27 protein-coding genes and 1 pseudogene are annotated in these 25,436 nt (G+C 71.8%); 21 read left to right on the top strand and 7 right to left on the bottom strand.

Going from position 1 to position 25,436, the window contains the following annotated elements:
* Positions 1–16: 16 nt before the first annotated feature.
* The 4 genes from ftsY (at position 17) to ABD285_RS08375 (ending at position 5,412) form a co-directional block, all read left to right on the top strand.
* Complete coding sequence (ftsY, locus tag ABD285_RS08360; RefSeq protein ID WP_284253004.1) at positions 17–883, top strand: signal recognition particle-docking protein FtsY; 867 nt, start codon at positions 17–19, stop codon at positions 881–883.
* A 166-nt stretch (positions 884–1,049) separates the two neighbouring features.
* On the top strand, positions 1,050–3,356 hold the full coding sequence (locus ABD285_RS08365; RefSeq protein WP_344201886.1) for a cell wall-binding repeat-containing protein: 2,307 nt from the start codon (positions 1,050–1,052) through the stop codon (positions 3,354–3,356).
* A 130-nt stretch (positions 3,357–3,486) separates the two neighbouring features.
* Positions 3,487–4,527 (top strand): TIGR03617 family F420-dependent LLM class oxidoreductase, encoded by a 1,041-nt coding sequence (locus ABD285_RS08370; protein ID WP_344201889.1) that lies wholly within the window; start codon positions 3,487–3,489, stop codon positions 4,525–4,527.
* A gap of 51 nt (positions 4,528–4,578) precedes the next feature.
* The gene (locus ABD285_RS08375) at positions 4,579–5,412 is read left to right on the top strand and encodes a VOC family protein (protein WP_344201892.1); all 834 of its coding nucleotides are present in this window, start codon (positions 4,579–4,581) and stop codon (positions 5,410–5,412) included.
* Positions 5,413–5,430: 18 nt separating this feature from the next.
* Here the strand turns inward: ABD285_RS08375 and ABD285_RS08380 are convergent, their stop codons facing one another.
* Both ABD285_RS08380 and ABD285_RS08385 read right to left on the bottom strand, forming a co-directional pair.
* Positions 5,431–6,087 (bottom strand): hypothetical protein, encoded by a 657-nt coding sequence (locus ABD285_RS08380; protein WP_284252998.1) that lies wholly within the window; start codon positions 6,085–6,087, stop codon positions 5,431–5,433.
* Complete coding sequence (locus tag ABD285_RS08385) at positions 6,084–6,605, bottom strand: gamma carbonic anhydrase family protein (protein WP_284252997.1); 522 nt, start codon at positions 6,603–6,605, stop codon at positions 6,084–6,086. Before ABD285_RS08385 ends, ABD285_RS08380 begins: the two co-directional genes overlap by 4 nt.
* Positions 6,606–6,652: 47 nt before the next feature.
* Here ABD285_RS08385 and ffh point away from each other — a divergent pair, with 47 nt between their 5' ends.
* The gene (gene ffh / locus ABD285_RS08390; protein ID WP_284252995.1) at positions 6,653–8,224 is read left to right on the top strand and encodes a signal recognition particle protein; all 1,572 of its coding nucleotides are present in this window, start codon (positions 6,653–6,655) and stop codon (positions 8,222–8,224) included.
* Positions 8,225–8,226: 2 nt separating this feature from the next.
* On the opposite strand, the gene ABD285_RS08395 is transcribed toward ffh, so the two are convergent.
* Together ABD285_RS08395 and ABD285_RS08400 are read right to left on the bottom strand one after the other, a co-directional pair.
* On the bottom strand, positions 8,227–8,880 hold the full coding sequence (locus ABD285_RS08395; RefSeq protein WP_284252993.1) for a response regulator: 654 nt from the start codon (positions 8,878–8,880) through the stop codon (positions 8,227–8,229).
* Complete coding sequence (locus ABD285_RS08400; RefSeq protein WP_344201897.1) at positions 8,877–10,004, bottom strand: sensor histidine kinase; 1,128 nt, start codon at positions 10,002–10,004, stop codon at positions 8,877–8,879. Before ABD285_RS08400 ends, ABD285_RS08395 begins: the two co-directional genes overlap by 4 nt.
* 153 nt (positions 10,005–10,157) lie before the next feature.
* Between ABD285_RS08400 and ABD285_RS08405 the strand changes: the two genes are divergently transcribed.
* The 6 genes and pseudogenes from ABD285_RS08405 to rimM all read left to right on the top strand — a co-directional run bounded on the left by ABD285_RS08405 (position 10,158) and on the right by rimM (position 14,233).
* Positions 10,158–10,808 (top strand): hypothetical protein, encoded by a 651-nt coding sequence (locus tag ABD285_RS08405; RefSeq protein ID WP_284252988.1) that lies wholly within the window; start codon positions 10,158–10,160, stop codon positions 10,806–10,808.
* A 26-nt stretch (positions 10,809–10,834) separates the two neighbouring features.
* Positions 10,835–11,632: an LLM class F420-dependent oxidoreductase gene (locus ABD285_RS08410; RefSeq protein WP_344201902.1), complete on the top strand. Its 798-nt coding sequence runs from the start codon at positions 10,835–10,837 to the stop codon at positions 11,630–11,632.
* A 41-nt stretch (positions 11,633–11,673) separates the two neighbouring features.
* On the top strand, positions 11,674–12,603 hold the full coding sequence (locus ABD285_RS08415; protein WP_344201905.1) for a DMT family transporter: 930 nt from the start codon (positions 11,674–11,676) through the stop codon (positions 12,601–12,603).
* Between the two features lie 124 nt (positions 12,604–12,727).
* Positions 12,728–13,129 (top strand): annotated as a pseudogene (gene rpsP / locus ABD285_RS08420) (30S ribosomal protein S16); the annotation flags it as partial.
* Between the two features lie 214 nt (positions 13,130–13,343).
* Positions 13,344–13,583, top strand: a complete 240-nt coding sequence (locus ABD285_RS08425) for an RNA-binding protein (protein WP_344201908.1) — start codon at positions 13,344–13,346, stop codon at positions 13,581–13,583.
* Positions 13,580–14,233 (top strand): ribosome maturation factor RimM, encoded by a 654-nt coding sequence (gene rimM, locus ABD285_RS08430; RefSeq protein WP_284252986.1) that lies wholly within the window; start codon positions 13,580–13,582, stop codon positions 14,231–14,233. Before ABD285_RS08425 ends, rimM begins: the two co-directional genes overlap by 4 nt.
* A 94-nt stretch (positions 14,234–14,327) precedes the next feature.
* Here rimM and ABD285_RS16990 read toward each other — a convergent pair whose 3' ends face one another.
* Positions 14,328–14,666 (bottom strand): endonuclease domain-containing protein, encoded by a 339-nt coding sequence (locus ABD285_RS16990; RefSeq protein WP_425565013.1) that lies wholly within the window; start codon positions 14,664–14,666, stop codon positions 14,328–14,330.
* A gap of 738 nt (positions 14,667–15,404) precedes the next feature.
* Here ABD285_RS16990 and trmD point away from each other — a divergent pair.
* On the top strand, positions 15,405–16,094 hold the full coding sequence (gene trmD / locus ABD285_RS08440; protein WP_284252981.1) for a tRNA (guanosine(37)-N1)-methyltransferase TrmD: 690 nt from the start codon (positions 15,405–15,407) through the stop codon (positions 16,092–16,094).
* Here the strand turns inward: trmD and map are convergent.
* A complete protein-coding gene (gene map, locus ABD285_RS08445) occupies positions 16,091–16,870 on the bottom strand; it encodes a type I methionyl aminopeptidase (RefSeq protein ID WP_344201913.1) in 780 nt (259 codons plus the stop codon). The two genes, trmD and map, sit on opposite strands and share 4 nt — an antisense overlap.
* A gap of 161 nt (positions 16,871–17,031) precedes the next feature.
* Here map and rplS point away from each other — a divergent pair, with 161 nt between their 5' ends.
* The 9 genes from rplS to ABD285_RS08490 all read left to right on the top strand — a co-directional run bounded on the left by rplS (position 17,032) and on the right by ABD285_RS08490 (position 24,664).
* Positions 17,032–17,379: a 50S ribosomal protein L19 gene (gene rplS, locus ABD285_RS08450; protein ID WP_284252979.1), complete on the top strand. Its 348-nt coding sequence runs from the start codon at positions 17,032–17,034 to the stop codon at positions 17,377–17,379.
* Between the two features lie 170 nt (positions 17,380–17,549).
* Positions 17,550–18,368 carry a signal peptidase I gene (gene lepB / locus ABD285_RS08455; protein ID WP_344201916.1) on the top strand — a complete coding sequence of 273 codons (819 nt, stop codon included), beginning with the start codon at positions 17,550–17,552 and terminating at the stop codon, positions 18,366–18,368.
* The gene (locus tag ABD285_RS08460; RefSeq protein WP_284252977.1) at positions 18,365–19,072 is read left to right on the top strand and encodes a ribonuclease HII; all 708 of its coding nucleotides are present in this window, start codon (positions 18,365–18,367) and stop codon (positions 19,070–19,072) included. Before lepB ends, ABD285_RS08460 begins: the two co-directional genes overlap by 4 nt.
* Positions 19,073–19,151: 79 nt before the next feature.
* Positions 19,152–19,475: a DUF2469 family protein gene (locus ABD285_RS08465; RefSeq protein ID WP_284252975.1), complete on the top strand. Its 324-nt coding sequence runs from the start codon at positions 19,152–19,154 to the stop codon at positions 19,473–19,475.
* 80 nt (positions 19,476–19,555) lie between these two features.
* Positions 19,556–19,936 carry a YraN family protein gene (locus ABD285_RS08470; RefSeq protein ID WP_284255587.1) on the top strand — a complete coding sequence of 127 codons (381 nt, stop codon included), beginning with the start codon at positions 19,556–19,558 and terminating at the stop codon, positions 19,934–19,936.
* A 13-nt stretch (positions 19,937–19,949) separates the two neighbouring features.
* Positions 19,950–21,482, top strand: coding sequence for a YifB family Mg chelatase-like AAA ATPase (locus tag ABD285_RS08475; RefSeq protein ID WP_284252973.1), 1,533 nt, complete (start codon positions 19,950–19,952; stop codon positions 21,480–21,482).
* A complete protein-coding gene (gene dprA / locus ABD285_RS08480; RefSeq protein ID WP_284252971.1) occupies positions 21,479–22,696 on the top strand; it encodes a DNA-processing protein DprA in 1,218 nt (405 codons plus the stop codon). Before ABD285_RS08475 ends, dprA begins: the two co-directional genes overlap by 4 nt.
* 39 nt (positions 22,697–22,735) lie before the next feature.
* Positions 22,736–23,695: a phosphodiesterase gene (locus ABD285_RS08485; RefSeq protein WP_284252969.1), complete on the top strand. Its 960-nt coding sequence runs from the start codon at positions 22,736–22,738 to the stop codon at positions 23,693–23,695.
* A 54-nt stretch (positions 23,696–23,749) separates the two neighbouring features.
* Complete coding sequence (locus ABD285_RS08490; protein WP_284252968.1) at positions 23,750–24,664, top strand: tyrosine recombinase XerC; 915 nt, start codon at positions 23,750–23,752, stop codon at positions 24,662–24,664.
* 34 nt (positions 24,665–24,698) lie between these two features.
* Here ABD285_RS08490 and ABD285_RS08495 read toward each other — a convergent pair whose 3' ends face one another.
* Positions 24,699–25,265: a M23 family metallopeptidase gene (locus tag ABD285_RS08495; RefSeq protein WP_284252966.1), complete on the bottom strand. Its 567-nt coding sequence runs from the start codon at positions 25,263–25,265 to the stop codon at positions 24,699–24,701.
* Positions 25,266–25,436: the final 171 nt, after the last annotated feature.

A 25,436-nucleotide genomic window follows, 5' to 3' on the forward strand; every position in this document is an offset into this window, starting at 1 on the left:
ACTCTAGGCTGAATCCATGGCTTCGTTCTCGCTCGGCGGCGCCCTGCGCGGGATGTTCGCGCGGCGCACGATCGACGACGAGACGTGGACCGACCTCGAGGACGCGCTCATCGGCGCCGACTTCGGCCCCGACGTCACCGACCAGATCGTCGAGGAGCTGCGCGGCAAGGTCGCCCGGTTCCGCACGACCGACCCGAAGGATCTGCAGCGGATGCTGCGCGAGACGATCGAGGAGCGTCTGGCCCGCCTCGACCCGACCCTCACGCTGAGTGCCCGCCCCGCGGTCGTGCTGGTCGTCGGGGTCAACGGCGTGGGCAAGACGACGACGATCGGCAAATTCGCGAAGTTCCTCACCAACTACGGCCGCACCGTCGTCGTCGGCGCCGCCGACACGTTCCGGGCGGCGGCGGTCGAGCAGCTCGCGACGTGGGCAGAGCGGGCCGGGGCGCAAGTGGTGCGACCGCAGCAGGCGGGGCAGGATCCGGCATCCGTCGCGTTCCAGACGGTCGAGAAGGCGCAGCGCGACGGCATCGAGATCGTGCTCATCGACACCGCGGGCCGGTTGCAGACCAAGAGCGGGCTCATGGACGAGCTCGGCAAGGTGCGCCGGGTCGTCGAGAAGCTCGAGCCGGTCGCCGAGGTGCTGCTCGTGCTCGACGCGACGACCGGTCAGAACGGCCTGAACCAGGCCGAGGCGTTCGTGCAGCACGCCGGCGTGACGGGCCTCGTACTGACCAAGCTCGACGGGTCGGCGAAGGGCGGGTTCGTGCTCGCCGTGCAGGAGAAGACGGGCATCCCGATCAAGCTCATCGGCCAGGGCGAGGGCATCGGCGACCTCACCGGCTTCAGCCCGTCGGCCTTCGCGCAGCAGCTGGTGGGGTGATGCCGACGCTGCCGGAGTGGGATGAAGCGGACGGCGAGCCGCCGCCCGCACGCCGTTGCTCCGTCCCGCGCCGCCCAGCGGGACGCCCCGACGTCTCCGAGAGATCCTCGCCGGCGCGTAGTATGCGGATGAACTGAGTCCGGCGGCCGTACAGCGAGGGAATCCCATGAAGCGTTGCATTGCTATTTTCGCCTCCGCCCTCGCTGCCGCCGGCATCACCATCGTGGCGCCATGGACGGCAGCAGCCGCGCCGGCTCATGACGCTCCGAAGATCGACCATCTGGGCAGCTATCGTGCTTCCGATTTCGTCGCGCAGGCTGCACTCCTCCCGGAGGGAGTCGTGACCGCGGTACGTCACGACCTGTCCATGAGTCCTGCTGCGTATCTCGCAGCAGCGGCGGCCGGCGCTGATGCGGCGAAGATCGTTTCCGAGTTGAAGGCGTCCGGCGTCGATGTCCGCAATGCCCGAATGGTCGGCACCTCTCTCGTGGTCAGCCTCGGATCAGGGGCCGACGTCGCGACGGTCCGTGCGACCGGGGCCGTGGTTGATGACGGGCCTGCGCCCGACCGGCACGCCGATACCCGCCTGTTCCGCACCACGGCGGACGTGAACGACGGGTCGGGCTGGGCGTGGACGCAGGACGGCAGCCTTTACAACCTGTGCTCTGTCGGCTTCGTGGGATATCAGGTCTCGACCGGGGGACGCCAGATCCTGTCCGCAGGCCACTGTTTTGCCGACATCTCGGGCGCCACCGGTCCCATCTCCACGCTGAGCATGCCCCGGGCGGGTGACTTCGCCGACAGCCGACTCGGCGCGGCGGTCGGGACCCCGGTCGCCAACGGAAACCAGTTCGGCGGCGGCTTCGACGCCGGGCTTCTCAGCACGGATCCCGGCATCACGCAGAAGCCGGCGGCGCTCACGTGGGGAAACGGGAGCGGGGCACCGCTCGCGTCGACGCCGATCCCCGTCTTCGACGAAGCGACTCCCATCGTTGGAGCGGTCGTATGCAAGTCCGGAATCCGCACGGGCTGGACGTGCGGGCACATCGCCGCGGTTGACGAGTACGTCAACGTCTCGGGCAACCTCGTCAGCGAGATGATCTCGAACGACCTCTGCAGCAAGGAGGGCGACAGCGGCGGCGCGGTGCTCGAAGGGTTCAGCGCCATCGCGATCATGTCGGGTTCGATCGGCGAGGATTGCAGCGCGTCGGGCTACGCTTCCGCGGCGTTCGAGCTGCGAAGTCCTGGGGGTTACGAATCGGTCGCCCAACGGTTCCCGGATTGGGAGCCCGCGGTCACGGTGCCGACGCCGACCGTCACCACCCCGGCGCCGAACGGGATCGCCACCGTACTGATGACCGAATCGAACGATGGGCACGCGACGACCCCGCTGGCGGCATCGGTCTCGTTCGATGGGGGCGCTCCGACGATGGTGACGGCACCGCACAACGGTTTCCAGTTCCCGCTGTCCGGGTTGACCGCGGGGACGCACACCTACTCGATAACGACCCGATGGGGAACCTGGTCGACGTCGGCGACCGTGACCGGGTCCTTCAGGAACGTCACCGAGACCCGAGTGAGCGGAGCGGACCGTTTCGTGAATGCGGACCTCATCGCCAAATCGGCCTACCCGACCGGTGCGTCGACCGTCTACCTCACCAATGGCCTCAACTACCCGGATGCCCTCGGAGCCGGGCCATCAGCGATGCGCGACAACGCTCCGATTCTCCTGACGACGCCCACCTCGCTGCCTTCCGACGTTGCACAGACCCTGGTGAGCCTGGATCCGACGAAGGTCGTCGTGCTCGGCGGCGTCAACTCCGTCTCGCCGGCGGTCCTCAGCCGGGTGGCGTCCCTGCTGCCGTCGGCACAGATCGTTCGCCGGGACGGCGTCGATCGGTTTGCTGCGTCTCGGTCCGTCGTGACGTCGTCCTGGCCCTCCGGGGCGCCGACCGTCTTCATCACGAACGGCCTGAACTTCCCGGATGCGCTGAGTGCTGGTCCGGCGGCGCACACGGTCGACGCGCCGCTCCTCCTCGTCGACGGGCCCTCCTCCGCCCTCCCGGAGGAGACGTTGCAGATGTTCCAGAACCTCGGAACCACGAAGGTCGTGATCACAGGAGGCCCTGCGAGCGTGTCGACCGGCATCGAGGCTCAACTCGTCCGGATTCTCGGTGCAAGCAACGTCGTCCGACTGGGAGGCGCGGATCGGTACGCGGCCTCGGTGAATATCAACGCCGCCTATTTCACGTCGGCAAGTGCCGCGTTCATCGCGACCGGAGAGAACTTTCCCGATGCGCTCGCCGGTGGAGCGTGGGCGGGTTCGGTGGATGAGCCGATGTATACGGTTCACCACGATTGCATACCCGCTGGAACCTCTCAGGCGATCGCCCAGCTCGGTGTGTCCGCAGTGCATCTGCTCGGAGGCACATCGACGTTGACCGCGGGCGTCGTCGCAATGGCCCCCTGCTGAGGAGCGCGAGCGTCGCGGCCTCTCTTCGCCGGCGGCATCCGTGGTCTCGTTGCTGCCCGTCGCCGTCGCTCGCCCCGGCGTCGGCGCGGAGGTCGAGGAGCGATCTACCGGCTCGGTTAGGCTCGCGCAGGTGACGGCCCCGTTCCTGCTCGACGCCGGGGGAGATCCCGGAACCGATCCCCGCACCTTCGCTGCGGGCGCCGCCGACCTCGAGGCGGTCGGCTATGACGGCATCTTCGCCGCCGAGACCCGGCACGATCCGTTCGTCTCGCTCACGGCCGCCGCGATGCGCACCGAGCGGGTCACGCTCATGACGGGCATCGCGGTCGCGTTCGCCCGCAGCCCGATGGTCGTGGCCGAGACCGCGAACGACCTGCAGCTCGTGTCGCAGGGCCGGTTCGTGCTCGGCCTCGGATCGCAGATCAAGACGCACATCGAGCGCCGCTTCTCGATGCCGTGGTCGGCCCCCGCGGCCCGGATGCGCGAGTACGTCGCGGCGCTGCGGGCGATCTGGGGTGCCTGGGCGACGGGTGAGCGCCTGCGCTTCGAGGGCGAGCACTACCGCCACACTCTCATGACCCCGTTCTTCTCGCCCGGACCCAACCCGTTCGGGCCGCCCCCGGTGTGGGTCGCCGCGGTCGGTGCCGGGATGACCGAGACGGCGGGCGCGATCGCCGACGGGCTGCTCGCCCACACCTTCACGACCGAGCGCTACCTGCGCGAGGTGACGCTGCCCGCGCTCGCGGCGGGGGCGACGTCGGCGGGCCGGGCGCTCGACGGGGCGTTGCCGGCGGGATTCGGCCTCAGCATCCCGGCCTTCATCGCCGTCGGCGAGACGACCGCCGAGCTCGACGCCGCGATCGAGGCGACGCGCCGCCAGATCGCGTTCTACGGCTCGACCCCGGAGTACCTCGCGGTCATGCGCCTGCACGGCTGGGAGGCCGTGCACGAGCGCCTGCACGCGGCGTCGCGGCGCGGGGAGTGGGCGGAGATGGCCGGCGCGGTCGACGACGACATGCTCGCCGCGTTCGCCGCGGTCGGCTCGCCGGCGGAGGTCGCGAGCACCCTGCGTGAGCGCTTCGGCGGCGTCGCGACCCGGCTCTCGTTCAGCGCCGGCTACCCGATCCGCCCGGAGGTCGCGGGCGCTCTGCTCGCCGCGCTGCGCGCCTGATCCGCGCCGATCGTTCCCACTCGCGTCGGGGGTCCGGCCTAGCGTCGACACATGGCCGAGGGAACCCCCGACAACCCGCACACCTACCCGCAGGGCGTCCCGAGCTGGATCGAATACCAGGCGACCGACGTCGATGCGGCCGTCCGCTTCTACGGCGGTCTGCTCGGCTGGGCGTTCGAGGACCGGCTGCCCCCGGGCGCTCCCGCACGCTTCCTGCTCGCCTCCCTCGGCGGCAAGGACACCGGCTCGATCGCGACGGCCGACGGCGCGCCGCGCTGGCTCACCTACATCGCGGTCGACGACGCGGACGTCGTGGCGGGCGCGGCGTCGGACGCGGGCGGCACGGTTCTCCACCCGCCCCAGGATGCCGGGCCCGCCGGACGCTGGGCATCGGTACGCGATCCCCAGGGTGCCGAGTTCGGGCTGTGGCAGGCCGGCATGCGACGCGGGTCGCAGGTCAACAACGCGGCGAACTCGTGGAACTTCAGTGACCTCCAAACGACCGATCTCGATGCTGGGCTCGCCTACTACGGCTGTGTGTTCGGGTGGGAGGTCGCGGACATGGGTCCCGATGCGCACCACGTGCTGCGGCTCCCCGGCTACGGCGACCACCTCGAGGCGACCGTCGACCCCGGCATCCGGGAGCGTCAGGCGGACGCGCCCGAGGGCTTCGCCGACGCGGTCGCCGGCGCCGTCGAGGCCGAGGCGGACGAGGGCCCGCACTGGCACGTGAGCTTCTCCGTCGACGACCGGGACGCCGCCGCCGAGACGGCGGAGGGGCTCGGCGACGAGGTGCTGGGCCGCTACGACGGCATGTGGGTGCGCTCGGCGCGGATCCGCGACCCGTGGGGAGCCGAGTTCACGCTGAGCGAGTTCACGAGCTGAGGGCGGCGCCCGGATCGTTCAGCCGGCAGAGCCCGGAAAGAATCCGGGCGACCCCGGTCCGATGGCGAAGTAGCCGATCACGAAGATGAGCACGACGAACAACAGCGCGATCGGCAGCGAGTACGCCATCGGGTGCAGCTCGGCCCACCGCAGCGAGCGGGGATGCCGCTTCTCGAGCGCGGCGTCGTCGAGTCGCTGGGCGATGTCATCCACCTCGGCTGCGGGAAGCGCCGCGGCGATCTGCTCGAGCTGCGCCATCGACCATCCGCTCCCCATCAGGCGAAAGAGTCGGCGGCCGTCCGCGCCGAAGACGAAGAGGTTGCGGCCGTATCCGCGGTCGATCGCATCGGGGCGCGCGGCCCGGCTGCCCCAATCCGCGACAAGGTCGGCGACGAGGGCGGCGGACGTGGCGTTCTTCAGCGGCCACGACCGGGTCACGCCGACGATCGACCGGTATCTCAACGTCTCGTCGGCGATGGTCACCCGTGGGATGAGCAGGTACATCGCCAGGTAGACGACCGCGGCGAGCACGATGAGGATCTCGAACGCGGCGAGCACCGGGCTGGCCCAGATCCAGGTCGCCACGACGGTGACGGTCAGGCTCAGGATGGCGCCCACCCCGAACGGGTGGAAGAGCAGTCGGTCGTACTCCGACCAGAGGGGCTTCCAGCTCATGCCTGCAGCGCCCCGTGTCGCGCCGCGAGTTCGCGATACGCGCCGGCGTTGCGGTCGACCCGCTCCCGGACCCCGGGGTCGCTGATCTCCCCGCGCACCTTCGCGGGCACGCCGGCCGCGATCGCGTTGGGCGGGATCTCCTGCCCCTCCAGCACCACGGCGCCCGCGGCGATGAGCGCCCCCGCACCCGTGACCGAGCCGTTCAGCAGCCGGGCGCCCATGCCGACGAGCGCGCCGTCGTGCACGGTGGCGCCGTGGATGATCGCGGCGTGCCCGATGCCCACGTCGCGGCCGATGCGGGTCGGCACGCCGGCATCCACGTGGATCACCGAGTTGTCCTGCAGGTTGCTGCCCTCGCCGAGCTCGACCTCGTCGAGGTCGGCGCGGATCACCGCGCCGTACCAGACGCTCGCACGGGCCGCGATGCGAACCCGTCCGATGATCGTGGCGTTCGGGGCGATGAACGCGGACTCGTGGATGTCGGGCCAGACGCCCTCGAACGGCAGGATCAGCGGCACGCGCCCACAGTACCCATCGAGCCCTCCGCGGTTAGGCTGGAATCCTCATGGCCACCTTCGGATCGCTCTCGGATCGCCTCACCGCGACCTTCCGCAACCTCCGCACCAAGGGCAAGCTCAGCCCCGCCGACGTCGACGGCACGGTGCGCGAGATCCGCCGCGCGCTGCTCGACGCGGACGTCGCCCTCGAGGTCGTCAAGGACTTCACCGGGCGGGTGCGCGAGCGCGCGCTGAGCGACGAGGTCAGCAAGGCGCTGAACCCGGCCCAGCAGGTCGTTCAGATCGTCAATGAGGAGCTCATCGGCATCCTGGGCGGTCAGCAGCGCCGGCTCGAGTTCGCCAAGAAGCCGCCGACCGTCATCATGCTCGCGGGCCTGCAGGGCGCGGGAAAGACGACGCTCGCCGGCAAGCTCGCGAAGTGGCTCAAGAAGGAGGGCCACACCCCGATGCTCATCGCGGCGGACCTCCAGCGCCCGAACGCGGTGACGCAGCTCCAGGTCGTCGGCGAGCAGGCGGGCGTGCCGGTGTGGGCTCCGGAGCCCGGCAACGGCGTGGGCAACCCGGTGAAGGTCGCCAAGGACGGCGTCAAGGAGGCCGAGCGCAGCCAGCACGACACCGTCATCGTCGACACGGCCGGCCGGCTCGGCATCGACGCCGAACTCATGAAGCAGGCGTCCGACATCCGCAAGGCCGTCGATCCCGACGAGGTTCTCTTCGTCATCGACGCGATGATCGGTCAGGACGCGGTGCAGACCGCCCGGGCGTTCCAGGAGGGCGTGGAATTCACCGGCGTCGTGCTCTCCAAGCTCGACGGCGACGCGCGCGGCGGTGCCGCCCTCTCGGTCGCCTCGGTCACCGGCCGGCCGATCATGTTCGCGTCCACCGGCGAGGGGCTCGACGACTTCGAACCGTTCTATCCGGATCGCATGGCGAGCCGAATTCTCGATCTCGGCGACATCCTGACCCTGATCGAGCAGGCGCAGTCCGCGTTCGACGAGGACGAGGCGCGGCGGACCGCCGAGAAGTTCGCGACCGACTCGTTCACGCTCGACGACTTCCTGCAGCAGATGCAGCAGCTCAAGAACATGGGCTCCATCAAGGGGATGCTGGGCATGCTGCCCGGGGCGCGCGGCATGCGGGAGCAGCTCGAGAACTTTGACGAGCGCGAGATCACCCGCACCGAGGCGATCATCCGCTCGATGACGAAGGCCGAGCGGACGAACACGAAGCTGCTCAACGGATCGCGCCGGCTGCGGATCGCGAAGGGCTCCGGCATGACGGTGACCGACGTGAACGCCCTCGTCACCCGCTTCGAGCAGGCGGCCAAGATGATGAAGACGGTCGCGAAGGGCGGCGTGCCGCAGGTGCCCGGCATGGGCCCGATCCCGGGGGCGTCATACGCGGGCAAGCGCAAGCAGCAGGCGGCGAAGAAGTCGAAGTCGGGCAATCCGGCCAAGCGCGCGGCGGAGAACGCGGCGCTCGCGGCCGGGGGCAAGGCGCCGGGCGCATCGGCATCCGGCGGGTCGGGCTTCGGTCTCGGCGGCACGAAGACGCCCGCGGGCGGCGCGCCCTCCGAGGAGGAGCTGGCCGCACTGCAGAAGATGCTCGGCCGGCGCTGAGTTCAGCGCGAGCCGACCCTCAGGAACCCGCTCTCGTACGCGAGAACGACCGCCTGGACCCGGTCGCGCACGCCGAGCTTGGCGAGGATCCGCGCGACGTGGGTCTTGACGGTCGCGTCGCTGACGATCAGACGCCGGGCGATCTCGTGATTGGTCAGGCCGTCCGCGATCGCGCGCAGCACGTCCCTCTCCCGAGCGGTCAGCGCGGCGATCGGGCCGGTGGCCTCCCGGTCGGCTCGCGCCACGAATCGCTCGATCAGCCGGGTCGTCACGCTCGGTGACAGCAAGGCCTCGCCGCGGGCCACGGTGTGCACGGCGTCGATCAGCTGCCCGCGCGGGGTGTCCTTCAACAGGAAGCCGCTCGCGCCGGCCCGCAGCGCGGCGAACACGTACTCGTCGAGGTCGAACGTGGTCATGATGAGCACCCGCGTCGACGATCCGGCCGCCGCGATGCGGCGCGTCGCCTCGATGCCGTCGAGACCGGGCATCCGGATGTCCATGAGCACGACGTCCGGATGCGTCGCCGCGACGCGGCGGAGGACCTCCTCGCCGTCGGCGGCCTCCCCGACCACCTCGACGTCGGGCTCGAGATCGAGGATGAGGCGGAAGCCGGTGCGGATGAGCTCCTGGTCGTCGGCGATGACCACGCGCGTCATGCGGGCTCCTCGTTCGTGAGCGGGAACCGCACACGGACCCGGAACCCGCCCTGGTAGGGCGCCGCCTCGAGGGTGCCGCGCAGCGCGTCGGCGCGCTCGCGGATGCCCGCCAGCCCGGCGCCGTCCCGCGACGCGGGCGCGGGCCGGCCGAGCCCGTTGACGACCTCGACGACCAGTTCGTCGGGTCCGCGTTCGAGGCGCACCCGCACGGCGGAGCCGGGAGCGTGCTTGACGGCGTTGGCCATGGCCTCCTGCACGATGCGATAGGCGGCACGCTGCACCACCGACGGCACGCCCTCGGCGTCCACGGTGTCGAGCGCGACGTCGACGCCGGCCCGCTCGGCGTCCGCGACGAGCGTCCGGATGCCGTCGATCCCCGAGGTGACCGTGTCGAGACCGTCGTCGCGGACCAGGTGGAGCACATCCCGGATCTCGTGCAGCGACCGGCGGGCGTTCTCGGCGATCGCGCGCACGGGCTCCCGTGCCCGGGAGGGATCGCGATCGAGCGCGGCGTCGGCGGCCTCCGCCTGCACCGTGATCATGCCGAGGGTGTGGCCGAGGATGTCGTGCAGCTCGCGCGCGATCCGCACCCGCTCCTCCGCCGCCGCGAGCGCCGCCAGGTGCTCCCGCTCCCGCTCGGCCCGGGTCACGCGCCCCCGCCAGAGCCGGCTGGCGCGCCCGAGCAGCCAGGTGCCCCCGAACACGACGGCGATGAACAGGTAGTCCGGGCCGTTGTCGATCCGCTCCTCGATGAGCAGGACGCCGATGAAGCCGAGCCCGATCAGCGCGGCGGTCCCCTCGCGGTAGCCGGCGGCGATGGAGTACATCGCGAGGATCAGCGCGATGAGCGACCAGATCGATCCGGACGGGTGTGCGAGCAGACCCTGCACGAGGTCCGCGCCGAGCAGGAGCCCCGCGGTGAGCACCGGCAGGCGCGTGCGCCACAGCAGCCCGACCGTCGTCGCCACGGCCACCGGGAGCGTCAGCGCCAGGGGTCCCTCGTCGACCTCGCCGGTCAGGATCCCGACGACGGCCGTGATCGTGAGCACGGCGGAGACGACCACGTCGACGAGCGGCAGACCGGCGATCCGCACTCGTGCCCATCGGCCCAGCCGCGAGCGCATGGCGTCACTCTAGTGACGGCCATGGCCGTCCGGCGTCGCCCGATCGGGCGACCTCCGCGCCCGGGATTCGCCCGGTCGGACGACGCGGCCGCATCCCGCCGCTCGCCACCCTGAGGAGCCGGCGGTCGTCGGCTCGTATCGAAAGGGAACCCCATGACCTCGCAGCTCACCTGGCGGCGGCTCGCCGCCGTCGGCATCCTCCTCGGCCTGGCCAGCCTCATCGCGACGACGCTCCTGCAGTGGATGCTGCAGGCGGGCGCCTCCTCGCCCACCTCGGCCGCGCACGACGAGCCATCGCTCTGGCTGCTGTGCGGCCTGCTGGCGGTGTTCGGGCCGCTGGCGTGGGCGGCGGGTGTCGCGGTCCTCACGATGCAGGTGCGGGAGCGCGGCTGGGTGCTCACGACGATCGGCGGCGCCGTGACCGCGCTCGGGTTCGGCATCGGTGCGGCACACCTCTCGCTCTTCTTCGGCCTCTTCGCGGACCTCGCGGGGCCGGGCGTTGGGGATGGCGCCGCCACGGCGGTCATGCGCGCCGACGACGGCGACCCGCTCACCGCGATCCTGCTCATCGGATTCCTCGTCGGCTTCTCACTCGGGCCGATCATCCTGATGATCGGATTGCGCCGGGCGCACCGGGTCGCGATCTGGGTGCCCGTGGCCGCCCTGATCGCCGCGGTCGCCAACTTCGTGGGCGGCCCGATCGCGGGGGCGGTGCAGCTCGCCGCGCTGCTGGCCACGTTCCTGCCCGCCGTGCTGATGCTGCTCCGGCGGGAGGACCGGGCCGTGCCGACCGCCAGCGTGTGAGGCCGCCGCCTCCGTAGGCTCGACAGGTGCCATCCGACAACATCCGCATCGCCGTCCAGGTCACCAATCAGCACTCCACCTACGCGGGCATCCGCGAGACGGTGCAGCGTCTCGAGGACCTCGGCGTCGACATCGTCCTCAACTGGGACCACTTCTTTCCGCTGAGCGGCGACCCCGACGGGCTGCACTTCGAGGCATGGACGATGCTGGCCGCGATCGCGGAGCAGACCTCCCGCGTCGAACTCGGGCCGCTCGTGAACTGCAACCTGTACCGCAACCCCGACCTGCAGGCCGACATGGCCCGCACGATCGACCACATCAGCGACGGCCGGTTCATCTTCGGCACCGGGTCGGGCTGGTTCGAGCGCGACTTCGCCGAGTACGGCTACGAATTCGGCACGGTGGGGTCGCGTCTGGACGCGCTCGCCGCCGACCTTCCGCGCATCCGGGCGCGCTGGCAGAAGCTCAACCCGGCGCCGGTGCGCCGTATCCCGATCCTCATCGGCGGGGGAGGCGAGAAGAAGACGCTCCGGATCGTCGCGGAGCATGCCGACATCTGGCACAGCTTCTCGAACCCGGAGACCCTCGAGCGCAAGCTCGGCATCCTGCGCGAGCACTGCGCCGCGGTCGGACGCGACATGGACGAGATCGAGCTCTCGACCGGCGTCATGACCCGGACCGGCGGACACGTGGATACCGCGGTGCTCGAGCGTCAGTACGAGCTGGGCGTGCGGCTGTTCCAGACCGACGCCGACGGCCCGGACCACGACCTCGAGGCGGCACGGCAGCTGCTCGCCTGGCGCAGGAGCTTCCGGGGGGAGTGACCCGCGCGTTCGTGTCGCACGCGAGCCCTAGGGTCGAACGCGTGTCCCGCGAACGCGTGTTGACCCTCGTCGCCGTCGGCGTGACGCTGCTCGCCTGGGCGAGCGCGTTCGTCGTCATCCGCGGAGTCGCGCCGCATCTCGGCGGGGGAGCGCTCGCCCTCGGCCGCCTCGCGGTCGGCACGCTCGCGCTCGGCATCGTCGCGCTCGTGCAGCGGCGCTGGACGCGCCCCACCGCCCGCGAATGGGTGCAGATCGTCGTGTACGGGGTCGCGTGGTTCGGGGCGTACAACGTCGCGCTCAACATCTCCGAGCACACCCTCGACGCCGGCACGTCGGCGATGCTCGTGGGCATCGGCCCCATCCTCATCGCGCTCGGCGGCGGCGCGTTCCTCGGCGAGGGCGTGCCCCGATGGTTGCTGATCGGCACGGGCGTCGCGTTCTGCGGCGTCGTGCTCATCGGGCTGGGCACCTCGCTCTCGGCACGGGCCGGCCATCCCGTCGACGTCGTGGGAGTGCTGTGGGCGCTCGTGGCGGCCGTCACGTACGCGATCGGGGTGCTGGTGCAGAAGCCCGCGATCCGACGGCTCCCCGCCGGGCAGGTCACGTTCCTCGGATGCGCGATCGGCCTGGTCGCGTGCCTGCCCTTCGCGGGTCAGCTCGCGCATGAGCTGTCCCGCGCTTCCGTGGCGGCCGACCTCGGCATCCTGTACCTGGGCATCGTGCCGACCGGGATCGGCTTCTCGACCTGGGCGTACGCCCTGCAGCGGATGCCCGCGGGGCGCCTCGGCATCTCGACGTACGTCGTGCCGGTCATCACGATCGTGCTCGCGCTCGTCGTGTTCGGCGAGCTGCCGACCTGGCTGGCGATCGCCGGGGGCGTTCTCGCGCTCGCGGGCGTCGCGCTCTCACGGCGTCGCAGCGCCGACGGACGAGTGCCGGTTCCCGCCTCCGTCGAAAATCTGCCAGAATAGCTCCTCGGTCCTACCGCTCGACCCTCTATCCGGCGCGGGAACCCATTCAGAGCTTTCTGCCGCGTGTGCCCCACGCGCACGGCTGCAGTTCGAACTCATCCAACGCCTACACATCAGGAGAACCGTGGCTGTCAAGATCCGCCTCAAGCGGCTCGGCAAGATCCGTGCGCCGTACTACCGCATCGTCGTCGCCGACTCGCGCACCAAGCGCGACGGACGCGTCATCGAGGAGATCGGCAAGTACCACCCGACCGAGGACCCGTCGTTCATCGAGGTGAACTCGGAGCGCGCCCAGTACTGGCTCAGCGTCGGCGCGCAGCCGACCGAGCAGGTCACCGCGCTGCTCAAGCTCACCGGCGACTGGGGCACCTTCAAGGGCGAGAAGGACGCGAAGTCCACCGTCCAGGGCCGCTCGGCCAAGGTCGAGTTCCAGGCCGACGAGAAGAAGAAGCCGGTGCTCAAGCCCAAGGCCGACAAGCCGGCGCCGAAGGCCGAGGAGGCGCCCGCCGCCGCCCCCGTCGCCGAGGAGGCGCCCGCGGCCGACGCGGATGCCGCCGGGGCGACCGGCGACGACGTCGCCGCCGACGAGTCGACCGCAGCCGTCGAGACCCCGGCCGAGCGGGCCGAAGCCGCGGCCGACGCGGCCGAGCCCGAGGTGACCCCCGAGTCCGAGGCAGTCACCGACGCCGAAGCGGCCGTCGACGACGCCGAGGGCTCCGGCGACAAGGAGTAGCAGCGTCGTGCTGGCATCCGCCCTCGAGCACCTCGTCAAGGGGATCGTCGACCACCCGGACGACGTCCGGGTCGACTCGTCCGAGACCTCGCGCGGCGAGCTGCTCGAGGTGCGGGTGCACCCCGACGACCTCGGCCGTGTGATCGGCCGCGCGGGGCGCACCGCCAAGGCTCTGCGCACCCTCGTGACCGCGCTGGCCGATGGCCGCCGCGTGCGTGTCGACGTCGTCGACACCGACGAGGCGTGAGCGCCCGCGCCAAGGCCCCGCGGCCCGGAACGACCCAGCTGCGCGTCGCGCGCCTGGTGAAGGCCCACGGGCTGAAGGGTGCGCTCAAACTCGAGCTCTACACCGACGATCCCGAGCGCCGGTTCCAGCCGGGCGCCACGTTCGCCCTGCAGGTTCCGACGTCGTCGGAGTGGCACGGCAAGACGCTGGAGCTGCGGGAGCTGCGCGTGTACAACGGGCATCCGGTCGCGTTCTTCGCAGGGGTCGACGACCGCACGGCCGCCGAGACGCTCGTGAAGGCGATCCTCTGGGTCGACCACGACGAGACGGAGCTGCCGGAGGAGCAGGACGCCTGGTACGACCACCAGCTCGTCGGGCTGCGGGCGCTGCGCGACGGCGTCGAAGTGGGCCTCGTCGCCCGTGTCGACCACCTCCCGGCCCAGGACCTGCTCGCGATCGCCGTCGGCGAGGGTGAGGTGCTCGTGCCGTTCGTCGCGGCGATCGTACCGGCCGTCGACATCGAGGCGGGCACCGTGACCCTCACGCCGCCGGCCGGACTCTTCGAGGACCTGCCTGACGACGACCCGGAGCCCGCCGCCACGACGCAGGGCACCGCAGCTCCGAGCCCGGAGCCCGCTCCCGTCGAGCCCACCCCTCCGGCCGCGGATTAGTCGCTCGCGACGCCGCCTGGCCGCGCGCCGTCGCCTGGCCGCGCGCCGTCGCCGATCCGCGCTCGGCGTCGAAGAATACGCCGCGAGCGGCAACTCACGCCGGTGAGGCGGTCGAGCTGCCCGTTCCGACGTCACCTTCAGCGCGCGACCCTCGCCATCGGTGTTCGCCGCGCCGGATGAGCGTCAGCAGATCCGCCTCCACCGCATCCCAGTCCTCGATGACACGCCGGTAGCTGAGCCGGACGACGACGAATCCGAGCACCACGAGGGCGAGGTCCCGACGGCGATCCTGCTCGTACGCCTCCGGATTGTCGTGCCATGTCCGGCTGTCCAGCTCGATCACCAGACGGTCGCCCACCACGATGTCGACCCGGCCGACACCGGGCACCGTCACCTGTGGTCGCAGTCGCACCCGCCGACGGCGGAGGGCCAATCGGACGATGGTCTCGGTGCCGGATTGGCTGCGCCCGTCCGCATGCTCGCGGACCCATCGACCGCGGCGACTCCGGCCGAAAACCGGCTCCAGTTGGCTGGGCACGATGAGACCCTTTTCGAGCGCTGAGTCCACGGCGATCACGGTCTCGAGCGGGCTCGCGCAATGGGAGAGCTGCTCGAGCGCCTCGATCGGGGACTCGACCAGACTCGGCGTCCCGCTGCCTCGCAGAACGCGGTGGTGGATGCGGCACCCCGGGCGTGACCGTCGGTGCGAGCCGTCGGGAACGGAGACGTGGAGTCCGTTCTCGTCGAGGATCCACACGCCGCGCAGTGCGAGTGCCGATGCGCAGGAAACCCGTCCGCCGGCGGCGACGGCAGCGCGGAGTCGGGCGGGAACGCCCGGAAGCGCGAACCATCCGGGCCGCACGCGGTGGATGCGTGCGGCCCGCACGGCGGCGGCGATCCTCCGATCCGTGAAACCGCTGGCGAGCAGGCGGCGACGCGATGCGACGCCTTCGGTGTGGCGCAGGTATTCGGTGATGTCCATGCCCGAGAGTGCGATCCGTCGCATCGCGAGGTCGGGCGGGCTGCGCGTTCCGGGTACTCGCCCACGTCGTGGGCCGTGTGGAGGAGCGCCGTTTTCGGCCCCTCACGCGCATAGTCGAGCTGTGGTGCCGATCGCGGCGCATTCTTCGACATCAGGTCGGCGCCGCCGCCCCGTCGCTACGCTCGACGGGTGCGGATCGACATCGTCACGATCTTCCCGGAGTTCTTCTCCGTGCTCGACGTGTCGCTGCTCGGGCGGGCGCGCAGCGACGGGTTGCTCGAGGTCGTCGTGCACGACCTGCGCGACTTCACCCACGACCGGCACCGCACCGTGGACGACACGCCGTCCGGCGGTGGCGCCGGCATGGTCATGAAGCCGGAGCCGTGGGGCGAGGCGCTCGACGCCATCCTGACCCCGGTGTCCACGGTCGTGGTGCCGACGCCGGCCGGCCGACTGTTCCGGCAGCCGCTCGCGCGGGAACTCGCCGATCGCGAGCACCTCGTCTTCTGCTGCGGACGCTACGAGGGCATCGATCAACGCGTCGTCGAGTGGGCGGCGCTCGAGCACGAGGTGCTCGAGCTGAGCCTCGGTGACTACGTGCTGAACGGGGGCGAGGTCGCGGCCATGGCGATGATCGAGGCCGTCGGACGGCTCGTGCCGGGCGTCGTCGGCAACCCCGAGAGCCTCGTCGAGGAGAGCCACGAGGACGGCCTGCTCGAGTACCCGAGCTACACCAAGCCCGCCATCTGGCGCGGCCTCGAGACGCCTGCCGTGCTGCTCGGCGGCAACCACGGCGCGGTCGACGCCTGGCGCCGGGAGCAGCAGCTCGAGCGCACGCGGCGGATGCGGCCGGAGCTGCTCGACGATCCGGAGCTCTAGCCGGCCCGACCCGCCCGCGCCGACAGCACGATCGGGCCGTCGTCCGTCACGGCGACCGTGTGCTCCGCGTGCGCGCCGCGGGACCCGTCGCGAGAGCGGAGGGTCCAGCCGTCGTCGTCGGTGTAGATCTTGTCGGTGCCGAGCATGAACCACGGCTCGATCGCGAACACGAGCCCGGCACGCAGCGGCAGGCCGCGATGCGCGCGCCCGTCGTTCGGGATGTGCGGGTCGCCGTGCATGATCCGACCCACCCCGTGCCCGCCGAAGTCCGTGTTCACCTTGAGCCGGGCGCCGTGGGCGACGTCGCCGATCGCCGCGGAGATGTCGCCGACCTTGTTGCCGACGGTCGCGGCGGCGATGCCGGCCTTCAGCGCCTTCTCCGTGGTCGCGATGAGGTCCAGGTCCTGCTGCCGCGGGGTTCCGACGACGATCGACAGGGCCGAGTCGGAGACCCAGCCGTCGACCGACGCGGCGAAGTCGAGGGAGAGGATGTCGCCATCCCGCAGCACGTAGTCGTGCGGCAGTCCGTGCAGGACCGCGTCGTTGACAGAGAGGCAGATCACCTTGCCGAACGGCGACGCGCCGAACGACGGGTGGTAGTCGATGTAGCAGCTCTCGGCGCCCTCGCGGCGGATCATGTCGTGCGCGAGCGCGTCGAGCTCGAGCAGGTTGACGCCGACGTCCGCGGCATCGCGGGTGGCCTCGAGCACCCTGCCGACGAACTCACCGGCGACCCTCATCCGCTCGATCTCGGCCGGGGTGCGCAGTTCGATCACGAGGCACGAGTTTACGGTCGGGGGCAGAGTCTGGCATGATGGACCCTTGTGCCCGGCGGGCTCTGCCCTGGGGGAGCCGCATCTGACGCTCGGGCCGCCATTTCCGATTCTTCACACCGAACAGCGTGCGACCCGCGGCGCGCGCAGAGAGCGATAGCGCCATGCACATCCTCGACTCCGTCGATGCGGCCCATCTCAAGTCCGACATCCCCGACTTCCGCCCCGGCGACACCGTCAAGGTGCACGTGAACATCGTCGAGGGCAGCCGCTCCCGTATCCAGGTCTTCCAGGGCGTCGTCATCGGCCGCTCGGGCGAGGGCATCCGCGAGACCTTCACGGTCCGCAAGGTGAGCTTCCAGGTCGGCGTCGAGCGCACGTTCCCCGTGCACTCGCCGATCATCGATCACATCGAGATCGTCACCCGCGGCGACGTGCGCCGCGCGAAGCTGTACTACCTGCGCGAGCTGCGCGGCAAGAAGGCGAAGATCAAGGAGAAGCGGGACGCCTGAGGCGCCTCGCTGCCGGATTCCTACGTCCGAGACGGGCGTCGGCGCCGCCGCCGCTGCGACAGCCGGAAACGGCCGTCGCTGCCAGCTCCGGCGCGCCGCTTCGGGCTGCGCGCGCCGCGACGTTCTCCCGGGTTCGCGCTGCATAGGATTGCGACGACCCCGAGGGAGACATGACGCTCAACGACACCGCGGTCGCCGATCCCCGCGACCGGGATGACGCCCCCGCCCGTGCCCCGCGCAAGGGCGGCGTCTGGCGCTTCCTCCGCGACGTGCTCATCATCCTGCTCGCCGCGATCATCATCTCGTTCCTGATCAAGACGTTCCTGATCCGGTCGTTCTACATCCCGTCGCCGTCGATGGAGGACACCCTCGACGTCAACGACCGGATCATCGTCAACGAGCTCCAGCCCTCGGCATTCCCCCTGCAGCGCGGCGACGTCGTCGTCTTCAAGGACCCGGGTGGCTGGCTGCCCCCCACGCCGCCGGTCGACACCAATCCGGTCGCCGGGTTCTTCGACTGGCTGCTCTCGATCGTCGGCCTGACCGCCCCCGACTCGAACGACCACCTCATCAAGCGCGTCATCGGCCTGCCCGGCGATCACGTGACGTGCTGCAACGCGTTCGGTCAGATCAGCGTCAACGGCAGTCCGCTCGACGAGCCGTACGTCAAGCTCCCGACCGGCATCACCGCCGTCTCCAAGGACTCCTTCGACGTCACGGTGCCGAAGAACTCGCTCTGGGTCATGGGCGACAACCGGTACGACTCCGCCGACTCCCGCTACAACCGTGACAAGCCGGGCAAGGGCTTCGTGCCGATGGATGACGTGGTCGGCCGCGCGATCCTGATCACCTGGCCGATCGACCGCTGGACCTGGCTCGACGACTACCCCCTGACCTTCGCGGACGTCGGCAAGCCGGGCGCCAAGGGCACCGAGCCCGCCCCGACCCCCTCGCCCACGCCCACGACGACCACCACGAGCGGCGGATGACGGTCGCCGATCCGACCCTTCGACTCGAGCGGCGACTGCTGCGCGAGGGCGCGTCGATGGTCATCGGCGTCGACGAGGTCGGCCGCGGCGCGATCGCCGGGCCCGTCGGCGTGGGCCTGAGCGTCTTCGACGGGCACGGGCGGCGCATCCCGGAGGGGCTGCGCGACTCGAAGATGCTGCCCGAACCGACCCGTGAGCGCCTGCATCCGATCGTCCAGACCTGGAGCACGGCGCACGCCGTCGGCCTCGCCTCCAACGACGAGATCGAGGAGGTGGGCATCATCGTCGCGCTCGGCATCGCCGCGATGCGCGCGTTCGCCGGCCTGCTCGCGGGCGGACTCGTGATGCAGGATGCCGTGATCCTCCTCGACGGATCGCACGACTGGCTCTCCCCGGTGCTCGATCGCGCCGAGCCGATCGCCCGGGGTGCGGCGGTGTTCGGGGGCGCGCGTCCGCCCGTGACGATGCGGGTCAAGGCGGACCGTGACTGCGCGGTGGTCGCGGCGGCGTCGGTGCTCGCGAAAGTGCATCGCGACCGCGTCATGATCGCCGCCGACGGCACCCACCCCGGCTACGGCTGGACCGGCAACAAGGGGTACGCGAGCGCCGAGCACTACGCGGCGATCGACCGGCTCGGGCCGACGCCGCTGCACCGCGTCTCGTGGCTGCGGACACCGTCGCTGCTGGACGGCCTGCTCGCCTGATCCGCCCGGTCGCGCCGGCATCCCGAGCACGCGACCGCCGACCCGGACGCCCTCGGCGTCAGCGCCTAGACTCCCCTCGATGGACGACGACGAGATCGAGGACTACGACCGCGAGGTCGAACTGGCCCTGTACCGCGAGTACCGCGATGTCGTGAGCCAGTTCCGCTATGTGGTGGAGACCGAGCGCCGCTTCTACCTCGCGAACGACGTGACGGTGGAGCGCAAGGACACCGAGCACGACTTCTACTTCGAGCTCACGATGAGCGACGTGTGGGTGTGGGACGTGTACCGCTCCGACCGGTTCGTGAAGAGCGTGCGCGTCATCACCTACAAGGACTTCAACCTCGAGGTGCGCGGCGACAAGGACCTCGAGCTGCCGAAGGAGCTCGCGCTCGACGAGTAGTCCCTCCACACGCCGTCCGCGCGCGGACCCGTCCCCGCCCGCTGCGGTTTCGATCCGCCGCTGCGCGCCGGCCCGCGACCATCGTCGACATGGCCGCGAAGGATGTTCTGGGAGCGCGGGGCGAGAGCATCGCCGCCGATCACCTCACGCGCCGTGGGCTGCGGGTGCTCGACCGCAACTGGCGCGGCCCGTCGGGCGAGCTCGACCTCGTGCTGCAGGACCCCGCGTCGCGCGAGGTCGTCGTCGCGGAGGTCAAGACCCGCGCCGGGGTCGCGTTCGGGCATCCGTTCGAGGCGATCACCGCGGCCAAGCTGGCGCGGCTGCGGCGACTGGCAGGGGAGTGGTGCGACGCTCATCCGGAGCTCGCGGGTGCGCACCCCCGTGTGCGCATCGACGCAGTCGCGGTCATCGCCCCGCGTGATCGCCCCGCCGTGATCGAGCACCTCCGGGGCATCTTCTGATGGGCGCGGACTGATGCCGCTCGCACGCTCCCATGCCGTGGCCCTGCTCGGGATCGACGGCGCCATCGTGCAGATCGAGGCCGACATCTCGAGCAACCTGCCCGCCTTCATCCTGATCGGGCTCCCGGATGCCGCCCTCGGCGAGGCCCGCGACCGCGTGCGGGCGGCGGCGCACAACTCCGGGCTCGCCATCACGGCGCGCAAGCTGACCGTGAACCTCTCGCCCGCGGCGCTGCCCAAGCACGGTGCCGCCTTCGATTTGGCCATCGCGATGGCCGCCCTCGCCGCCGACGGCAAGGTGCCGGCCGTTTCCGTCGATCGCGTCGTGCACCTGGGCGAGCTCGCGCTCGACGGTCGCCTGCGCCCAATACCCGGAGCCCTGCCGGCGGTGCTCGCGGCCTCGCGCGCCGGCTACGACACCGTCGTCGTGCCGGCGGGCAACGCGGACGAGGCGCGGCTGGTCGAGGGCGTGCGCGTCGTCGGCGTCGCGTCGCTGCGCGACGCCGCGATCTGGCACGGCGCCGAGCTCGAGCCGGTGGAGTGCGACCCCATCCCCGGCCCGGTCGCCGTCGACCCCGACGACGACGCCGGCGACCTCGGCGACATCGTCGGCAACGAGGATGCGGTGGAGGCCGCGCAGATCGCCGCAGCCGGCGGGCATCACCTGTTCCTGCTCGGACCGCCGGGCGCGGGCAAGACGATGCTGGCCTCCCGCCTGCCGGGGCTCCTGCCCGACCTGCCGGCGGCGGAGGCGCTCGAGGTGGCGTCGATCCGTTCGCTCGGCGGCGCCCCGGTCGGATCGCGGCTGCGCGTACGACCGCCGTTCGAGGCGCCGCACCACACCGCGAGCGCCGTCTCGATGATCGGCGGCGGCAGCGGCTGGATCCGCCCCGGCGCGGTGGTGCGCGCGGCGCACGGCGTGCTCTTCCTCGACGAGGCACCCGAGTTCCCCGCGGCTGCGCTCGACGCTCTGCGCCAGCCGCTCGAGTCGGGCGTCGTCGCGATCTCGCTGGTGAACGCGACGGCCCGCTATCCCGCGCGCTTCCAGCTCGTGCTCGCCGCCAATCCGTGCCCGTGCGGCCTGTCGGGCGTCGACGATCGGGCCTGCACCTGCTCGCCATTCGCGCGGCGGCGCTACCTCGGCCGGCTGAGCGGGCCGCTCCTCGACCGCATCGACATCCAGCTCGTCGTGCGCCGGATCACCGCGGCCCAGCTGCGCGCCGCGCCGACGCGCCCGCGCACGAGTGTCGCCGCACGGGAGCGCGTGGTCGCGGCCCGTGCCGTGGCCGCGGAACGGCTCGCAGGCACTCCGTGGCGTCTCAACGCGCACGTCTCCGGCCCGTGGCTGCGCTCGCCCGCGGGCGCACCGGTGCGCGGCGCCACGGCCGCGCTCGACCGCGCACTCGTGCGCGGCGCCCTCACGATGCGCGGTTACGACCGCGTGCTCAAGCTCGCCTGGACGATCTGCGATCTCGACGGGGTGGATCGCCCCGCCGCCGACCAGATCGGCCGGGCCCTCTACCTGCGGAAGGCGATGGCCGAATGACGATCCTCGAACTGCCGGAGGCGTCGGTCGCCCCGCTCGTGCGTGCGGTGGCGGACGCGCCGGATCGCGCCGCGGTGGGGGAGCGGTTCGCGCGCGCGGCCTGGAGCCTCGTGGCCGAGCCGGGTGACGGTGATGCCGGTCGGCTCGTCGCCGAGCTCGGGGCCGAGCGGGCGATGGCCGCCCTCGTGGCCCGGGTGCGTGAAGAACCCGCGCCGGGTGAGCCGCGGATCCCGGATGCCGCGCTCCAGCGCTGGCGCGGACGGGTCGGCGCCGGCGCGGTGCAGCTTGCACTGCGGCAGGCGGCGCGGTTCGCCGCCGCCCTCGTGGTCCCGGGAGACGACGACTGGCCGCGCGGACTCGACGACCTCGGAGAGCACGCTCCGTTCGCCCTCTGGGTGCGCGGCGACCGGGCACACCTGCGTGCGCTCGACCGATCGATCGCCCTCGTCGGCGCCCGGGCCGCGACGGCCTACGGCGAGCACGTGACCATGGAGGCCGCCGCCGGCCTCGTCGACCGCCGCGTCGCGATCGTCTCGGGCGCCGCCTACGGCATCGACGGGGCGGCGCACCGCGCGGCCCTCGCCTCCCGGGGCACGACGGTCGCGTTCCTCGCGGGCGGCGTCGACCGGTTCTACCCGGCGGGCCACGACCAGCTGCTGCAGAAGATCGTCGAGCGCGGCGCCGTCGCCGCCGAGGTGCCGTGCGGCGTCGCGCCATCCAAATGGCGCTTTCTCCAGCGCAACCGGCTGATCGCGGCGGCGACGCAGGCGACGGTCGTCGTGGAGGCGGGCTGGCGCTCGGGCTCCATCAACACCGCCAACCACGCGGCGCAGCTCGGCCGGCCGGTCGGCGTCGTGCCGGGGCCGGTCACCAGCTCGGCGTCCGCCGGATGCCATCGCCTGCTGCGCGAGAGCGAGGCGCTGTGCGTGACGACGCCGTCCGAGATGGCGCAGCTGCTCGGCGAGGAGGAGCCGATCGGCTCGGGCGTCGATGCCGACGGAGGTGCGGCGGACGCGCCCTCGCCCCTCGATGCGACGCGGCTGCGCCTGCTCGACGCCATGAGCACGCGAAGCGGTCGGGAGTCGGAGCGGATCGCCATCATCTCGGGGCTCGCACCGGATCGCGTGCGTGCCGAGCTCGGACTGCTCGAGCTGGAGGGACTGGTGCGCCGCCGTCCGTCGGGGTGGATCCGCACCGTACCGGAGCCCGCCTGATACCTCGGCAACGTCGGCGACTGCTGCGAGAGTGGGGGCATGGCAGCCGGCACCCGCATCCAGCTCGGACAGTACGCGCCGCCGATCCACACGATCGCGCACGTCAGCGACCCGCACTACCTGGGCGGCCCGCGGCCGCTCTACGGAGCCGTCGACACCGACGCGCACCTCGCCCGGGCGCTCGAGCAGCTCGAGCGGTCGGGGCGACGACCGGAGGCGATCGTCATCACCGGCGACCTCGCCGACCTGGGCGAGCCGGAGGCGTACCACCGGCTGAAGGGTCAGCTCGAGCCCGTCGCCGCGCGTCTCGGGGCACAGCTCGTGTGGGTCATGGGCAACCACGACGAGCGCGAGCCGTACGCGTCCATCCTGTTCGGCGAGGAACCGACGACCGCGCCGCAGGACCGCGTGCACGACATCGGCGGGCTCCGCATCGTCTCGCTCGACACGACCGTGCCCGGCTACCACCACGGCGAGCTCACCGATGAGCAGCTCGACTGGCTGACGACGGTGCTGGCGGTGCCGGCCGCCCACGGCACGCTGCTCGCCCTGCATCACCCGCCGCTGCCGAGCCCGGTCGAGATCATGGCGATCCTCGAGCTCGAGGAGCAGCAGCGGCTCGCGGAGGTGATCAGCGGCACCGACGTGCGGGCGATCCTCGGAGGTCACCTGCACCATGCGATGAGCGGCACGTTCGCGGGCATCCCCGTCTCGGTCGCCGCCGCCACCTGCTACACGATCGACGCCAGCGGCCCGTTCGACACTCTGCTCGGGGTCGACGGCGGCCAGTCGATCAACCTCGTCGACGTGTACCCGCACGCCGTCGTGCACTCGATCGTGCCGGTCGGCGATCCGCCGCAGGTTGCCGGGTTCTCGGGTGTCGTGCTCGAACGGCTCGCCGCCATGACGCCCCACGAGCGGCGCGAGGCCTTCTCCAATAAGCGCTCGACCTTCAACCTCGGCGACGTCGAGAGAAGCGGCGGGACCGCCGAGGCGTGACCCGCAGGCCGTGTCGCGCCTCGGCGGGAGCCGCCCGCGCGCGACCATGGACCCGTGAGGATCGACGCCGCGATCGACGCCTTCGTGCGTCAGCTCACGCTCGAGCGCGGGCTCAGCCCCCAGACCGCCCGGGCCTACCGCGGCGACCTGCTCGATCTCGCCGCGTTCGCCGAGGAGGCGGGCGTCGCCGACACCGGTGCTATCGACCTCGAGCTGCTGCGGGATTGGCAGTGGAAGGCGAGCGAACGGCTCGCGAAGTCGAGCCTGGCGCGGCGCACGGCGGCGGTCCGCGGCTTCACCGCGTGGCTCGCGCGCACAGGCGTCGCGAACGCCGACGCCGGGCTGCGGCTGCGCTCCCCGAAGAGCGACAAGCACCTGCCGCGCGTGCTGACCCGCCCGCAGCTCGACGGGCTGTTCGCCGAGCTCGAGGGGCGGGCATCCGGCAGCGACCCCGTCGCCGTGCGCGACCTGGCGATCATCGAGCTGCTGTACGCGAGCGCGATCCGGGTGAGCGAGCTGACCGGCCTGCGCCTCGGCGACGTGGATCGCACCCGGCTGACCGTGCGGGTGCTCGGCAAGGGCGGCAAGGAGCGTGTCGTGCCGTTCGGCGTGCCGGCGGCGCACGCCCTCGACCGCTACCTCGAGCACGGCCGTGCGGCCCTCCTGGCGGACGGCATCGACACCCTGTTCCAGGACGCCCTGTTCCTCGGCGCCCGCGGGCGCCCTCTCACGCCGCGCACCGTGTACCAGCTCGTCGCGTCGCTCCTCGCGGACCTGCCCGGATCCGGCCCCGCCGGGCCGCACACGTTCCGGCACACGGCCGCGACCCACCTGCTCGACGGCGGCGCCGACCTGCGCGCCGTGCAGGAGCTGCTCGGCCATGCGAGCCTGGCCACCACGCAGATCTACACGCACGTCTCCGCCGAGCGCCTCCGGAGCGCGTACGCGACGGCGCACCCGCGCGCGTGAGCTGAGCTGAACTCGACGAGCCGGACTCCCGCTCTCATCCACCGCGCGTCGGGTACAGCACCGCCGGCGGCACCCCGCCGAGGAACAGCAGTGGATTCACGTACTGCCCGTCGACCCTCGCCCCCAGATGCAGGCACGTTCCCGATGTGCAGTGCCCCGCCAGCACCGTGCCGATCACCCGGCCGCGGTGCACGACGTCGCCCGCGTGGAGCGTCGTCGACACCGGCTCGAAGCTCGACAGGACCCCGCCGGCGTGCTGGATCGACAGCACCGGTCGGTCGACGACGAACCCTGCGAAGTGCACGATGCCGTCGTCGGGTGCGAGCAGGGGTGCGCCGTCGGGCGCCCGGATGTCGATCCCGCGATGCCCCGCCCCGTACGGCGTCGGGGGTGCGAGATACCCGCGCACGACGGGATGCGGCGGTGCGACCGGCCAGGCCCAGCGCGCGGCGGCGTTCTCCTGAAGCACGTCGGCCACGGGCGCCGCGTCCGCCGCGAACGCTGCCGACGAGGCGCACGCGCCACCCCCGGCCACCAGCGCCACTGCCATGAGCGCGACCGCCACGAACCGCGGGACGCGGGGTGCGGCACGGGATCGCATGTCGCCACCCTCGCGGTGTGCACCGGCGTGCGGGGGCCGGCCACGGCATCTGGTGCACAGCCGACATGCGCGACGCCGGGGAAGGAGGCTACACTTGCCCTGCACTCCGCCCCGGCGGGGTGACTTCGCGTGCCATTCGGCCACCGCATCCATTCGGTCCTTCCCGCAGTA

The organism is Pseudolysinimonas kribbensis (genome assembly GCF_039531715.1).
GTDB classification, from domain to species: Bacteria; Actinomycetota; Actinomycetes; order Actinomycetales; family Microbacteriaceae; genus Pseudolysinimonas; species Pseudolysinimonas kribbensis.